This window comes from Trinickia sp. NRRL B-1857 (genome assembly GCF_050470685.1).
Classification (GTDB): domain Bacteria; phylum Pseudomonadota; class Gammaproteobacteria; order Burkholderiales; family Burkholderiaceae; genus Trinickia.
In genome coordinates, this window is the sequence record NZ_JBFLUK010000001.1 from 2,930,769 (window position 1) to 2,945,096 (window position 14,328).

Here is a 14,328-nt window from a genome sequence, read left to right on the forward strand (position 1 = left end):
GTCGTCTTCGACCGTTTCATTGTCTCCTCCATTTGGGCCCTCCTTTTTGTCGTTCACAGCGTGGATCCCTTCAAGGCGAGAAGCGTGCCAATACTTGTTCGGTGAAGCACGCGCGGGCGTGCCGCCTCCCTGCGACACGATGTCCGTAAGAGGGCACGCCGCGTGGCAGGTGTCTCACCGAGCGGGCGGTGTCTCGTTTCGCGACACTCGCGCCCTCGAAGGTGTTTCAGTTTTTGACGGACGGGGTGCGCGGACACCTTGGCGCCCATGCTCGATGAATGCAGGCGGCAAACGGCCATGCGCGCTTGGCGCGGCGCCGGTACGACGATGGCACACCATTTGCGTTCAGCGTGGCCCGCGGCCATTCGTCGCGCGTCGAGTCTCCACACTCGACACCGTCGCGCCGCGATAAATCGACGAACCTAGCTTGGCATGGGACCGGCATTGGGCACTGACGCGCCCAGGCCGGCCGACATAGGAGACACACATGAATCGAAGGTCCTCTTCGGCCATTTGGCGGAAGGCGCTCGCAGCTTGCGCACTCACCGCCATCGGCCTCGCCCCGCAACTCTCGCACGCGGCCGACGACTATCCCGCGGTCACCTACGACCGCTTGACGAACGCGCAGAGCGATCCGGGTTGGCTCACCTACTATCGCAGCTACGACGGGCAGTCTCATTCCCCGGCAAAGCAGATCGATACGTCGAACGTGAAGAAGCTCGGGCTCGCATGGAGCTACAAGTTCCCGGCCGATTTGCAGCAGGGTTTCGAGGCGACGCCGATCGTCAACGGCCGCTACATGTTCGTGACGACGCCGAAGGACAACGTCTATGCATTCGATGCGATCACGGGCAAGCAGCTTTGGAAGTACGAGCCGAACCTAGGCCCCGAGGCGTTCAAGAACGCATGCTGCGATGTCGTGAATCGCGGTGTCGCGCTGTACGGCAAGAACGCCTATATCGCGATGCTCGACGGCGAGATCGTCGCGCTCGACGCCCAATCGGGCGCGGTCGCATGGAAGAAGCGGATGTTCGATCCGGGCACGGGCTACGCCTTCTCGCTCGCGCCGCTGGCGATCGACGGTGCGATCGTCGTCGGCAATTCGGGCGGCGAATACGGCGCGCGCGGCTTCATCGCCGCGCTCGACCCCGAAAACGGCAACGTGCTTTGGAAGCGCACGACGATCCCCGGCGCGAAGGAGAAAGGCGGCGATACGTGGCCCGACGGCATGCAGGAGCATGGCGGCGGCGCCTCGTGGCTGACGGGCACGTTCGATCCGGCCACGAAGACGTTGTTCTGGGGTGTCGGCAATCCGGGACCGTGGCTCGCGTCGCTGCGTCCGGGCAGCAACCTCTATAGCGACTCGTTGCTCGCGCTCGATCCGAAAAACGGCGAGATCAAATGGCACTACCAATACACGCGTAACGACACGTGGGACTACGACGGCGTGAACACGCCGATCCTCGCGAAGATCGAGCACGGCGGCAAGGACTACGACGCGATCATCCACGCCGATCGCAACGGCTTCTTCCACGCGATCGATCGCTCGACGGGCAAGCTGATTTATGCGAGCCCGTTCGTGAAAGCCACCTCGGTCACGGGTTACACGGCCGACGGCGAGCCGATTGAGGATCGCTCGAAGTTCCCCAATGTCGGCACGACGATCGATACCTGCCCGAGCTTCTTGGGCGGCAAGAACTGGTGGTCGGTTTCCTACGATCCGGAGAAGCACCTGGCGTTCGTGCCTTCGCTGCATGCGTGCATGAGCTTGTCGGGTAAGTCGGTGAGCTACATGGAAGGGCTGCCCTATCTCGGCGAAGGCTTCGAAATCAAGCCGGAACCGGGCAGCAAGGGCTATGGCGAGCTGCAAGCGATCGACGTGAACACGGGCAAGAAGGTGTGGAGCCACTGGAGCAAGATGCCCTGGAACGGCGGCGTGGCCAGCACGGCCGGCGGACTGGCCTTCAGCGGTTCGCTCGACGGTCACCTCTACGCATTCGACGCGGCGACGGGCAAGGTCCTCTGGCAGAGCCCGAAACTCGCGAGCGGCATCATCGCCCAGCCGTCGGTCTTCGAAGCGGACGGGCAAGAGTATGTCGCCGTGCTCGCCGGCTACGGCGGCGCGAACCCGATCTGGGGAGGCCCGATGGCGAAGACGGCGGACAAGGTCCCGCGCGGCGGCACGCTCTATGTGTTCGCATTGCATCACGGCTAATGGGCTCGGCCTCGGTTAGCTAGCCTTATCCAAAGCGCTCGATGTCGCGGCCGCTTGCTTGGCGCGGCGGCCGCGATGCAGCACTCATCGGAAGTACGATCATGAAAACGCATCTTCATCAGTTTGCGGCGGCGGCGATGACCGTTGCCGGTCTCGCTATCGTTTCGTCGCCGGCCGTGGCGGCTACGCCGATTCGCATTTGCACGTTCCCCGGTAGCCCCTCGGCGGCGCTCGACAAAGCCGTCGCCCAAGACGCGTTCAAGACGGCGGGTATCGCCGCCACGCTGGTCGAGAACGGCATCGGCGGCGACGATGACGACGGTGTCTCGTTGAAGGAATTGCACCGTACGCTCGGACACGGCTGCGATGTCATCGCGGGCTTCCCTCGTTCGTCGGTCGCCGACGGTTCGGGCAATGCGATGCGGTTCTCTCGCGGTTACTTGCAGGCGAACTATGTCAGTGTCGCTGCGAGTTCGCGCACGCAAGCAGCTACGGCGGATCAAGTGGTCGCGGCCACCTATGGCAGCCCCTCGCAGTTGATCGCGGTGCAAGAGAAACATGTTCATTTCGATCTCGAGAACACGCCCGAGTTGACGGTCGACGCCGTGGCGAGCGGCCGTGCGGTCCGCGCCATCGTGTGGTATCCGGCTGTCGTCGCCTATCGGCAAGCGCATGGCGCGCAGCAGAAATTCGATGTGACCAAGACGCGCTCGCCGTATTCGGACTGGCAGCTTGTCTTCGCTTTCGATGCCAGTGCGGCGGCGTTGCAGCGCAAGCTCGACGACGCGCTTAATGCGATGGCGGCCGATGGACGACTCGCCGCGCTGACGCAAGCATGGACGCTGCCCGCATCGAGCGAAGCCGCGCAGGCGAGCAAGCCCGCGTTTGCTTATCTCGACGGGCCCGTCCCGGCCAAAGGCCACGGCATGTTGCGCAACGCGGGTTATACGGCGGGCAATACAGGGCATATGGTCAAGATATCGGCCGAGGCGGCCGAACCTTCGGTCGCGAGCGCACCGTCGTTCGACCGCGTACAGGTTGCGCACGGTAAGAGCCTTTACGGTAGCGCCTGCGCCAAATGCCATGGCGCGAACTTGCAGGGGATCACGGCGCCGGCGCTAAGTGGGCCCGCGTTTGCACCGGTGTCGGGGTCGCATCTGACGATCGGCGGCATCTACAGTTATTTGTCGACGAACATGCCGGCCGATCGCCCCGGCAAGCTCAAGGATGCAGAGTATGCCGACATCATGGCGTACTTGCTGAGCGAAAACGGCTACGGCCCGGGCAAAGCGAAAATGACGGCCGACGTTGCGCGCGCTTCGACGACGCTGCTCAACGCGGGTCCGCTCGGCGCGGCTCACGCGGCGGGCGGCACCTCCACCGCATCGGCGAAGTGAGCATGTGACCGATGGGCATCCTGGCAAACGAGCAACAAGCGGGGCGCTCGACGCTGAACGATACCGTCGCGCTCTATCTGCGCGAGATGGCCGCCACGCCGCTGCTCACGCGCGACGAGGAGCTTGCCTTCGCGCGTCGAATCGAAGCCGCGCGCGTTGCCGGCATGATGCAGTTCACGCGTCATCCGGCGGCGCTAGGTGAGTTGGCGTTCATTCGACGCGAGATCGTCGACGGTAAAGTGCCCTTGAGCAGCTACGTCTTCGGCTTCTGTATGGATGAGCCGGATCCGGCGTTCGGCGACGGTGCGGCGGGATCCGGCGAGGGCGAAGCGGAGGACTCGCCCGAGCGGCGCGCGGCGCTCGTCGCGCAATTGGCGAGCATCGAGCAAAGCGCCGGAACACTGCGAGAGGCCATAGAAGGCGCCGGATACGGTTCGGCACCCTATCGGCGTGCGCGGCGCGAATTGCGTAAGCAAATGGCGGCGCTGCGTTTCACGGGACGAGCGATCGAGCGCATGGCCCAAGCATGCGTGCAGCGCCATGCCGGTTCGCCCGAGCCTAGGTCGCAGGAACAGACACCGGCGCGAGCCGCTCCGCTTCCCGCGGAGACGATCCTTCCGAGGCTGGCGCGTCGTATCGATGACAGGCTGCAAGCCATCGATCGCGGCGCACAGCAAGCACGCGTGGGTTTGCTGAAGGGCAATTTGCGCTTAGTCGTCTCGATCGCCAGGCGATATACGGAGCGAGGGCTGGCGCTCGCCGATCTCGTGCAGGAAGGCAACATCGGACTCATGAAGGCAATCGAGCGATACGATGCCGGGCGGGGCTTCAAGTTTTCCACGTACGCGACGTGGTGGATACGCCAGTCCGTGCTCTATGCGCTCGGCGATCAGGCGAGGATGATTCGTGTGCCCGTGCATACGGCCGATACGCTGAGCAAGTTGAGCCGCGTGACGCTCGATCACGTGCACCGTGTCGGCGGCGTGCCGACCCATGCGGCGTTGGCGAAGAAGATGGGTATGCCGCTCGATAAAGTGCGTGAGCTGACGAACATCGTGCGCGATCCCGTTTCGATGGAGTCGCTAGCCGCGCCGGGAAGCGATGCGACGATCGGCGACTTCATCGCCGACGACGCCATGCCGACACCCGAAGAAGTCGTGACGGCGCATCGTATGCGCCGCGCGGTGACGGCCGCGATCGATCAATTGCCGCCGCGCGAGGCGGATGTACTGCGGTTGCGTTTCGGCATCGGCGTCGCGGACGAACATTCGCTGCGCGAAGTCGGCCGGCAATTGAACTTGTCGGCAGAGCGGGTGCGGCAGATCGAGGTCAGGGCGTTCGAGCGGTTAAAGGGCGAGCCGGGTTTTGCGCGGCTGAAGGCGTACGTGACGGCGCGCGGGCATTGATGGAGGCGCCGAGTGTCGCGAGAATCGATTGGCATGGCGGTCTGCGAACGCGAAGCGTCCGGGTGCGCTATGGCCATACCGGCACCGGCGATCTGTGAACGAGGCGAGCGCAGACGGCTTAGCGCGATCGCCTTGGTCGTGCTGGCGCTGCACGGCGTCGTTGCGATGTCGCTTTACCATCGCGGCTTCGATCCCGCCGACGTGACCGTGCCGCATCGCGTCCCCATCGTCATCCACCTCATGCCGGTGACGGACATATCGCCCGCCAAAGCCTCGTCTCCGATGACCGCGATTAGCGCACCCAAGCGCACGGCACATCGTCGGGAGGACGCCGCGAAGCACAGCGTGGCTCACGTCGATGCGGTCGACCGCCATGCGGCGCTCGACCGCACCGTGCAACCGAAACGCGAGTCGGCGCCGAGGAGACCGTCTTCTGAGCCTACGCGGATGCAGAGCGAACAAGCGACGCCGACGGAGCGCGCGGCGCAGCCTGTATCGAGTACGCCCACGGCCTCATCGGTAACGCAAGGACGCGGCGAAGACGGCCAGCAGGCTCACCCATCCGCGCAGCGGCAGGCGCACGATGCCGATACCGCACCGCTGTTCGACGCCGCCTACCTACACAACCCCGCTCCCGACTACCCGCCGATGGCGCTCCAGCGTGGGTGGGAGGGACGAGTGCTACTGAACGTGCACGTTCTCGCGAGCGGCAGCGCGCGGGAGGTGACGGTGGTCGCCTCGAGCGGTCACGAGTCGCTGGACGACGCGGCGCGTCAGGCCGTTGCCGACTGGCGTTTCGTGCCCGCGCGCCGAGCGGGGCAAGCGGTCGACGCTTGGGTGCACGTACCTGTCATATTCAAGGCCGCCTGAGCCTTGCGAACGCGCTGCGCGTCGACGGAAGCGATCTGGTGCGAACGCTTAGTTAAATCACAGCCCTGTCTAAATTTGAAACACGTCGAGCGCCCGACTATGGTTGTTGTGCCGAATTGAAACACCGCGATGCGATCGAGCCATCCCGGCTTGCCGGTTTTCAATGCTTCGTCTTTGGCATGCTTGTTGCCTAATCTTGCCGACAGCCGATTGGCGCTGTGATTCCCATTTCAGAGAACGCAATCGAAAGGAGACACACGATGGACCTGTTTGATCTGAAACAACTCGGCCTGGACGTCGAATACCCGTTCCGCAAGCAATACGACAACTACATCGGCGGCAAGTGGGTTGCCCCCGTCAGCGGCGAATACTTCGAGAACGTGTCCCCGATCAACGGCAAGCCGTTCTGCCGCATTCCGCGCTCGAGCGCCGAAGACATCGAACTCGCGATCGATGCCGCGCATGCTGCGCGTCGCAAATGGGCCAAGACGTCGACTACCGAACGAGGCAATCTGTTGCTCGCGGTCGCCGATCGGATGGAAAAGAATCTGAAGCTGCTCGCCGTGGCCGAGACGATCGACAACGGCAAGCCGCTGCGCGAGACGATGGCTGCCGATCTGCCGCTGGCCGTCGATCACTTCCGCTATTTCGCCGGTTGCATTCGCGCACAGGAAGGCGCGATCTCCGAGATCGACGACAACACGGTGGCCTACCACTTCCATGAGCCGATGGGCGTCGTCGGTCAAATCATTCCGTGGAACTTCCCGCTGCTGATGGCGGCGTGGAAGTTGGCCCCTGCGCTTGCGGCCGGCTGCTGCGTCGTGATGAAACCGGCCGAACAAACGCCGGCTTCCGTGCTCGTGTTGATGGAAATCATCGGCGATCTGTTCCCCGCCGGCGTCATCAACATCGTGAACGGCTTCGGTAAGGAAGCGGGCGAGGCTTTGGCGACGAGCAAGCGTATCGCGAAGATCGCCTTCACGGGCTCGACGCCGGTCGGCAAGCACATCCTGCGTTCGGCGGCCGATAACCTGATTCCGTCGACGGTCGAACTCGGGGGCAAGAGCCCGAACATTTTCTTCGCCGACGTCCTCGATCAGGACGATGCGTTCCTCGATAAAGCGCTCGAAGGCCTCGCGATGTTCGCGCTGAACCAAGGCGAAGTCTGCACGTGTCCGTCGCGTGTGCTGATTCAAGAATCGATCTACGAGCGCTTCATCGAAAAGGCGATCGGGCGCGTCGGCAAGATCAAGGCCGGTCACCCGCTCGATATGCAAACGATGATCGGAGCGCAAGCGTCGCAGCAACAGCTCGACAAGATCTTGTCGTATATCGACATCGGTCGCGGCGAGGGCGCGCAATGCCTGACGGGCGGCAGCCGCACGGCGCCGCTGGCCGAACTCGGCGACGGCTTCTACATCCAGCCGACGATGCTGCTCGGTAACAACAAGATGCGCGTCTTCCAGGAAGAAATCTTCGGGCCCGTGGCCTCGGTGATGACGTTCAAGGACGAGCAAGAGGCGATCGAGCTGGCCAACGACACGTTCTACGGCCTCGGCGCCGGCGTGTGGACCCGCAACGGTACGCGCGCGTATCGCATGGGCCGCGAGATCGAGGCGGGCCGCGTGTGGACCAACTGCTATCACCTGTATCCGGCGCACGCGGCGTTCGGCGGCTACAAGCAGTCGGGTATCGGCCGCGAAACCCATAAGAAGGCACTCGAGAACTACCAGCAAACGAAGTGCTTGCTGGTGAGCTATCAAGCGGAAGCGCTCGGCTTCTTCTAATCGTCGATCGGTATTCGCTCGAGTGCCGTGGCTGCAACGGGCACTCGAGCGAAGCGCTACGGCTAGAACGTGTGACGCACGCCGATATCGACACCGACCGTCGTTCCCGACAATTCGTATAGCGTGTTATCGCTGAGGCCGAACCCGGTGTTCATCGCGCCGTGGTTATTGACCACCGCGGCTTGCGCATAGAGCTGCGTCGCTTTCGACAGGCTATAAACGCCGCCGAGCGCACCGAGTATCGAGTGGTTCTTCGTATCGTTGCGATCGCTCGTGAACCAGACGCCTGCGTTCAAATCGAGCGCCGGCCCGGCTTGATAATCTACCCCGCCGTTATAGACGTTGTTGCTGAACGATCCCGCCACCTTGTAGCTCGTTACGGACGCCTTCGCCGTGAGCGCCCCGAGTTGATAGGCGGCGCCGAGCGTGCGGCCCACGAATGCGACCGTGCTTGAGAGCGGCGTGATTGCCGTGCCGCCGCTATTGCCGTCATAGAACGCGGCATTGAGCATCAAGCCGCCGTTCTGATAGCTCAGGCTGCCGGAGTATTGGCGTCCCGCCTGAAAATTGCCCGCCTGCCCGCCGAGCGCGATCATCGCGCTGCCCGTCAGGCCCGCGAACGTCGGGCTCGTGTAGGAAATCGCATTCGAGTTGAACAGGCCCGTGGCGAGCACATTGTCGACATAGGTAATCAGTCCGCTACCGAAGTGCGCGAAGTTGCGTGGGTCCGAGTTGTCGATCGCGAGCAGAAACGGCGAGAACTGCACGCCCGCTTTCGCCTCGCCGAACGCGCTGTCGAGTGCGACCCAAGCTTGCCGTCCCCAGTAGTTGCCGTTCGAATGGCTGAGCGCGCCGTTGGCCACGCTGATGCCGCTCTCGAGTTGGAATTTCGCTTTCATGCCGCCGCCCAAATCTTCGGTGCCCATCAACCCGATCGCCGTGGGCGTCAGGCCCGTATCCATGAACGAAAACTGGCGCCCGGCGTTTTGGCCGGGGTTCGCACCCGGCGTGCGGTTCGTGTAGACGAGGCCCGCGTCCAGATCGCCGTAAAGCGTGACGCTGCTTTGCGCGAAGCTCGGTGCGCTGGCCACGGCGCCGAGCAAGGCTGCCGACCACATCATCTTCTTGCTGCTCATTTGTCTACCTCCAAGAGTTGGTATCGATTCGTCGAACGAAACATTCGATCGATTAAATAGGATTACTAATTAAGTGATTGAGACTTCGGCAAAGCGAAGGCGCGACGAGGGTGGGTCGGGCGCTCGCGCGGCCGGTCATCGCCGGTGGGCGATGCGTTCTGGAGAGTCCTCGGCACGCGGGCCGAGGATCGGCTGAGATGCCGATATCCGCGGGTGGCGGGTATCGGCTTGAAGGCGCGGGCGGTGTTAGACGGCCCGGCCGAGTTGATCGAGGATGTCGGGGTTTTCGAGCGTGGAAGTGTCCTGCGCGATCGCATCGCCTTTCGCGAGCGAGCGCAACAGGCGGCGCATGATCTTGCCCGAGCGCGTCTTCGGAAGGTTGTCGCCGAAGCGGATTTCCTTGGGTTTCGCGATGGGGCCGATCTCCTTGCCGACCCAGTCGCGCAACGCCTTGGCGAGTTGCGCGGCTTCGTCGCCTTCGGGGCGCGTGCGTTTTAGCGTGACGAAGGCCACGACGGCTTCGCCCGTCGTCGCGTCGGGCCGGCCGACGACGGCCGCTTCCGCGACGAGTTCATGTGCGACGAGGGCCGATTCGATTTCCATCGTCCCGAGCCGGTGGCCCGAGACATTGAGCACGTCGTCGATCCGGCCCGTGATCGTGAAGTACCCGGTTTCTAGATCGCGCACGGCGCCGTCTCCGGCGAGATAGAGCTCGCCGCCGAGTTCTTGCGGGTAGTAGCTGGCTTTGAACCGCTCGGGATCGCCCCAGATGGTCCGAACCATCGACGGCCATGGCCGCTTCACGACGAGTATTCCGCCCTGACCGTCAGGTACGTCCTGGCCCGTTTCGTCGACGACGGCGGCCATGATGCCCGGCAGCGGCAACGTGCACGAGCCGGGTACCGTCGGCGTTGCGCCGGGCAGCGGCGCGATCATGTGTCCTCCGGTTTCCGTCTGCCACCACGTATCGACGACGGGGCAGCGTTCGCCTCCGACATGCTTGCGATACCACAACCACGCCTCGGGATTGATCGGCTCGCCGACGGTGCCGATGATGCGCAAGCTCGTCAGGTCGTAGCGCGCGGGGTGGACGCTCTCGTCGGCATCGGCGGCCTTGATGAGCGAGCGGATCGCGGTCGGTGCCGTGTAGAAGAGCGAGACGCGATGGTCGGCGATCATTTTCCAAAAGCGCCCGGCATTCGGATAGGTGGGGACGCCCTCGAACACGAGTTGCGTCGCCCCCAGTGCGAGCGGCCCGTAGGCGATATACGTGTGGCCTGTGATCCAGCCGATATCGGCCGTGCACCAGAAGACGTCTTCGGGCTTCCAGTCGAACGTCCACTTCATGGTTTGCGCGGCCCAGAGCAGGTAGCCGCCCGTGCTGTGCTGCACGCCCTTCGGCTTGCCGGTCGAGCCGGAGGTATAGAGGATGAAGAGTGGGTGCTCTGCGCCGACCCATTCGGGCTCGCAGGCGTCGGGCTCGTTCGCGACGACGTCATGCATCCAGCAGTCGCGGCTCGCGTTCCAGGCAATCTCGCCCCCTGTGCGGCGATAGACGATGACCGTGCGTACCGCGTCGCAGTTTCCCATGGCGAGCGCCTCGTCGGCGATCTGCTTTAGCGGCAGCGTCTTGCCGCCGCGCACTTGTTCGTCGGCGGTGACGAGCGCTACGGCGCCCACGTCGACAAGACGCTCGTGCAACGATTTTGCGGAGAAGCCGCCGAAGACGACCGAGTGCGTGGCGCCGATGCGGGCGCACGCCTGCATGGCGACGATGCCCTCGATCGACATCGGCATGTAGATGACGACTCGGTCCCCGCGTTTGATGCCGCGGCGTTTCAATGCATTGGCGAAGCGCGCGACGCGTGCGAGCATCTGTGCGTAGGTCACGCGTGTGACCGTGCTGTCGTCGGCCTCGAAGACGATTGCGACGCGCTCGCCATGGCCCGCGGCGACATGACGATCGAGGCAGTTGTACGAGGCGTTCAGCTCGCCGTCGTCGAACCAGGTGAAAAAAGGCGCTTTCGACTCGTCGAGTAGGGTGGAGAACGGCTTGTGCCATTCGATCGTCTCGCGAGCAAGGCTGCCCCAGAATCCTTCGTAATCGCGCACGGCGTCGGCCATCAAGGCGCGATACGCATTCATGCCGGCGACATTCGCGGCGCTTTCGAGGGCGGCCGGCGCTTCGAAGCTTCGCTGCTTTTGAGGAATCGATTCGGTCGTGGTCACTGGTGTCTCCGCTAATGTCATGCTGTGTCGATGCGGCGCCACGGACGCAACATGTATGCCAGTCATCGGAATTGCGCGACGGTGCGCGTGACCATAGGTCGCAGCGTGGACAACGGACGCCGACTTGATCGAGACTGCCTCAGAATGCGACGAAGAGGTGTTTCAGGCCGCGACAGTGACGTGCGCGCCAGCCGTCCGGCGTTGACGCATCTGCCGATCGCTGAAGGACAAGTCCGTATTCATCGCTATATAGTTTTCGCTATAACGATTTTCCGGAAATAATGCCTGGTCGCCATTCCGAGTATTGGCAATTTGCGCGATACATCCGTGCCGATCGCAGTACACTTTGCGCGGCCCCGGGTTTTTAAATCCTATCGGGGAATGCAAAACATTTCGGAGAAAAATTATGCGAACCAGTGCGCGCAATCATTTCGTCGGTAAAGTCACTGCGGTCAAAGCCGGCGCGGTCAACGACGAAATCACACTGCGTACTCAAGACGGACTTGAACTTGCGGCGATCATCACGCACGCAAGCGCCGCATCGCTCGGCCTCGAAGCCGGCGTCGAGGCGTTTGCGTTGGTCAAGTCGTCATCGGTGATTGTGATGGTGGATGCGGACCCGAGTAAGGTCTCCGCGCGCAATTGCGTTGCGGGCACGGTGACTTCGGTCGAAAAGGGCGCAGTCAACGCGGAGGTCGTAATCGAAGCCGCGGGAGGAGCGCAGATCGTCTCGATCGTCACGAACGATAGCGTCGATCGCCTCGGGCTCGTCGTCGGCGCTCGCGCGTCGGCCATTTTCAAGGCATCGAGCGTAATCGTCGGCGTGAATTAATCGTTCACGGCCGCAGTCGAAAAAAGTGACTTCGTGCCGTCGATGGCGCCGCGAGAGTAGGGCAGTTTCGTAAGCGCTGGGGCCATCGACGTCGAACATTTCAGCCTGCCGCCGAAAAGTGCGAATAGTTTGCGCATCGGCGCCCGCGCGAGAAAAATCCATCCTATCGGGTTCGACTACACTTAAACACCTCAGCCGAAACGCCCGACCCGTTATGGCGCATCTGTTTTTCGCTGCCTCGATTCAACGGCACATCGCCATGCCCGAACGCGATGTCAGCGCGCGCTCGGTCGACGAGGCGCTATCCCTCGTTTTTGCCGACGAACCGCGTTTGCGCGGCTACATCCTCGACGATCAAGGCGGATTGCGCCGGCACTTGTCCGTATTCGTCGACGGTAGACCGCTGCGCGATCGCCGCCGTTTATCGGATCCGGTCGGAGTCGACTCGCGAATCTATGTGGTGCAAGCCCTCTCGGGCGGCTAATCGCGAGCGGGCCATTATGACAACGCAGACGGAGACATGACCGTGAACGACGACCGCTTGATCGTGGGGACCCGCAAAGGGCTGTTCGTGTTCGAGCGGGACGATGGGAACGAACGCCGGTGGACGCAAGCGGCACTGCATTTCATCGGCGAGCCGGTCACCTCGGCGCTTGCCGATCCACGCGACGGCACGCTATATGCCGCGCTCAATCTCGGTCACTTCGGCGTGAAGCTGCATCGTCTGCGCGCGGGCGCGAGCGATTGGGAGCCATGCACGACGCCGGCTTACCCGCCGCAGCCGGAGGGGCAGGAGGCGGTCGACGCCGTCGCCGCCGGCGGTGAGGGCGCACCGGCAAGTGAACCGCTCTGGTCGCTCGAACAGATTTGGACGCTCGAGACGGGCGGCGCGGACGAACCGGGCACGCTGTGGGCGGGCACGATTCCGGGCGGACTATTTCGGTCGGACGATAGCGGCGCGACGTGGGCGTTGAACCGTTCGTTATGGGATCGTCCCGAGCGCCGCGAGTGGGGTGGGGGCGGTTATGACCATGCGGGTATTCATTCGGTATTGGTCGATCCGCGCGATAGCCGCCATGTGACGATCGGCGTCTCGTCCGGGGGTGTCTGGCAAACCCACGATGGCGGGGCGACATGGCGTCCGTCGTCGAAAGGCATGCAGGCCGACTACATGCCGCCCGAGCGGCGCGAGGAAGAAAACGCGCAAGACCCGCACCGTGTCGTTCAATGCCCTGCTGCCCCCGAAGTGCTCTGGACGCAACACCATTGCGCGATCTTCCGCTCGACCGACGGTGGCGAGCGTTGGACGCGCGTGGAAGCGAAGCCGTCGAACTTCGGTTTCGCCGCGGCCGTTCATCCGAGTGACCCCGACACCGCGTGGTTCGTACCGGCGGTCAAGGATGCCTGCCGACTTCCTGTCGACGGCAAGTTCGTCGTCACGCGCACCCGCGACGGGGGGCGTACGTTCGAGGCGTTCTCCGAAGGCCTGCCGGCGGCACCCGCCTACGATTTGGTCTATCGCCACGCGCTGGCCGTGGATGCGACCGGTACCCGCCTGGCCATGGGTTCGACGACGGGCGGTTTTTGGACCTCCGACGATGCGGGGGAACACTGGCGCGAAGTATCGGCGCATCTGCCGCCGATTTATCACGTGAGCTTCGCGTGAATGCGCGTGACAGGGGCGATTGCTACGCGAGGGGGCGCTCCATGACAATGAGTTCGCCGAGGAATCTCTCATTGTTGACTCGGTAGAGCGTTTCGAACCCTTCTCGTTGCCAAAACGAAAACGCTCTCCGATTGCTGGAAACGACAGCGAGCCGCATTCGCGTACAACCCCATCGCCGCACCATCTCGTCGATCAGACCAAGTGCGGCCTTGCCGTAGCCACGGCCTTGGTGCGTTTCCGCGAAAAGTAGCAATCCGATGAACGCACATGCGCTGTCGGGGTAGGCGCGGATCACGTCGGCGCATCCGACGATATCGTCATCCGCGAATAGCCCAATCGTGAATTTGTCGACGGCGGTTTTTCCCGGCGGCATCCCTTCGAAAAAATCGTCGACGTCGAAGCCCGACGGAGCGCGTCCTTCCACCAACTGTATATAAGAAGCGGCTTGCATGAAGACGCTTAGGACCTGAGCCGCATCGCTTGCCGAATCGCGGGATAGTAGGCGAGGGGTGAGCATAAGTTATCTCTGCACAAACTGTAAAAAACGCATTCGTTAAATAAGCTAAATTGCGCCGGCGTCGCGCATCGGATTCGATGCGGGGCGAGGCGCGTCGGCGGAAAAATCGCCTGTGCGTGCTCCCGTTCCGAGGGCGACGTATTCAATCTATCCACGTCGCCACGGTACGTCATTGGGTTTGGCACCTAGCGCAGCCCATCTTTCTCAAGCGAAGGACATTGCCTGCTTTTCGGAAAACGAGAATGCGGGCAGGGCGGCGCTTTGCCTCGCGAT

General features: G+C 63.1%; 11 protein-coding genes. 8 read left to right on the forward strand and 3 right to left on the reverse strand.

The window, feature by feature from the left end; all coding sequences use genetic code 11:
* Positions 1-487: 487 nt before the first annotated feature.
* The 5 genes from AB1286_RS13095 (at position 488) to exaC (ending at position 7,675) form a co-directional block, all read left to right on the forward strand.
* The gene (locus tag AB1286_RS13095) at positions 488-2,215 is read left to right on the forward strand and encodes a methanol/ethanol family PQQ-dependent dehydrogenase (protein ID WP_430363687.1); all 1,728 of its coding nucleotides are present in this window, start codon (positions 488-490) and stop codon (positions 2,213-2,215) included.
* 101 nt (positions 2,216-2,316) lie between these two features.
* The gene (locus AB1286_RS13100; protein ID WP_430363688.1) at positions 2,317-3,612 is read left to right on the forward strand and encodes a c-type cytochrome; all 1,296 of its coding nucleotides are present in this window, start codon (positions 2,317-2,319) and stop codon (positions 3,610-3,612) included.
* An 11-nt stretch (positions 3,613-3,623) separates the two neighbouring features.
* Entirely contained in the window at positions 3,624-5,018 is a 1,395-nt protein-coding gene (locus tag AB1286_RS13105; RefSeq protein ID WP_430363689.1) for a sigma-70 family RNA polymerase sigma factor, read from the forward strand.
* Between the two features lie 69 nt (positions 5,019-5,087).
* Positions 5,088-5,888 (forward strand): energy transducer TonB, encoded by an 801-nt coding sequence (locus tag AB1286_RS13110; protein ID WP_430363690.1) that lies wholly within the window; start codon positions 5,088-5,090, stop codon positions 5,886-5,888.
* A gap of 260 nt (positions 5,889-6,148) precedes the next feature.
* Entirely contained in the window at positions 6,149-7,675 is a 1,527-nt protein-coding gene (gene exaC / locus AB1286_RS13115) for an acetaldehyde dehydrogenase ExaC (RefSeq protein ID WP_430363691.1), read from the forward strand.
* Between the two features lie 62 nt (positions 7,676-7,737).
* On the opposite strand, the gene AB1286_RS13120 is transcribed toward exaC, so the two are convergent.
* Positions 7,738-8,811 (reverse strand): porin, encoded by a 1,074-nt coding sequence (locus AB1286_RS13120; RefSeq protein WP_430363692.1) that lies wholly within the window; start codon positions 8,809-8,811, stop codon positions 7,738-7,740.
* 246 nt (positions 8,812-9,057) lie between these two features.
* Positions 9,058-11,061, reverse strand: a complete 2,004-nt coding sequence (gene acs, locus AB1286_RS13125; RefSeq protein WP_430363693.1) for an acetate--CoA ligase — start codon at positions 11,059-11,061, stop codon at positions 9,058-9,060.
* A gap of 385 nt (positions 11,062-11,446) precedes the next feature.
* Between acs and AB1286_RS13130 the strand changes: the two genes are divergently transcribed.
* From AB1286_RS13130 to AB1286_RS13140, 3 genes are all read left to right on the forward strand, one after another.
* Positions 11,447-11,872 carry a TOBE domain-containing protein gene (locus AB1286_RS13130; protein WP_430363694.1) on the forward strand — a complete coding sequence of 142 codons (426 nt, stop codon included), beginning with the start codon at positions 11,447-11,449 and terminating at the stop codon, positions 11,870-11,872.
* Positions 11,873-12,086: 214 nt separating this feature from the next.
* Complete coding sequence (locus tag AB1286_RS13135; RefSeq protein WP_430363695.1) at positions 12,087-12,356, forward strand: MoaD/ThiS family protein; 270 nt, start codon at positions 12,087-12,089, stop codon at positions 12,354-12,356.
* Between the two features lie 42 nt (positions 12,357-12,398).
* A complete protein-coding gene (locus tag AB1286_RS13140; RefSeq protein ID WP_430363696.1) occupies positions 12,399-13,538 on the forward strand; it encodes an exo-alpha-sialidase in 1,140 nt (379 codons plus the stop codon).
* A 22-nt stretch (positions 13,539-13,560) separates the two neighbouring features.
* Here AB1286_RS13140 and AB1286_RS13145 read toward each other — a convergent pair whose 3' ends face one another.
* Positions 13,561-13,989 (reverse strand): GNAT family N-acetyltransferase, encoded by a 429-nt coding sequence (locus AB1286_RS13145; protein ID WP_430363697.1) that lies wholly within the window; start codon positions 13,987-13,989, stop codon positions 13,561-13,563.
* Between the last annotated feature and the right edge of the window lie 339 nt (positions 13,990-14,328).

Excerpts from the sequence above, each read along its gene's own strand:
- AB1286_RS13110 (WP_430363690.1), top strand. The coding sequence starts at position 5,088 with ATGGCCATACCGGCACCGGCGATCTGTGAACGAGGCGAGCGCAGACGG.
- AB1286_RS13145 (WP_430363697.1), bottom strand. The coding sequence starts at position 13,989 with ATGCAAGCCGCTTCTTATATACAGTTGGTGGAAGGACGCGCTCCGTCG.
- AB1286_RS13105 (WP_430363689.1), top strand. The coding sequence starts at position 3,624 with ATGGGCATCCTGGCAAACGAGCAACAAGCGGGGCGCTCGACGCTGAAC.
- AB1286_RS13130 (WP_430363694.1), top strand. The coding sequence starts at position 11,447 with ATGCGAACCAGTGCGCGCAATCATTTCGTCGGTAAAGTCACTGCGGTC.
- AB1286_RS13100 (WP_430363688.1), top strand. The coding sequence starts at position 2,317 with ATGAAAACGCATCTTCATCAGTTTGCGGCGGCGGCGATGACCGTTGCC.
- AB1286_RS13095 (WP_430363687.1), top strand. The coding sequence starts at position 488 with ATGAATCGAAGGTCCTCTTCGGCCATTTGGCGGAAGGCGCTCGCAGCT.
- AB1286_RS13135 (WP_430363695.1), top strand. The coding sequence starts at position 12,087 with ATGGCGCATCTGTTTTTCGCTGCCTCGATTCAACGGCACATCGCCATG.
- AB1286_RS13120 (WP_430363692.1), bottom strand. The coding sequence starts at position 8,811 with ATGAGCAGCAAGAAGATGATGTGGTCGGCAGCCTTGCTCGGCGCCGTG.
- acs (WP_430363693.1), bottom strand. The coding sequence starts at position 11,061 with ATGACATTAGCGGAGACACCAGTGACCACGACCGAATCGATTCCTCAA.
- exaC (WP_430363691.1), top strand. The coding sequence starts at position 6,149 with ATGGACCTGTTTGATCTGAAACAACTCGGCCTGGACGTCGAATACCCG.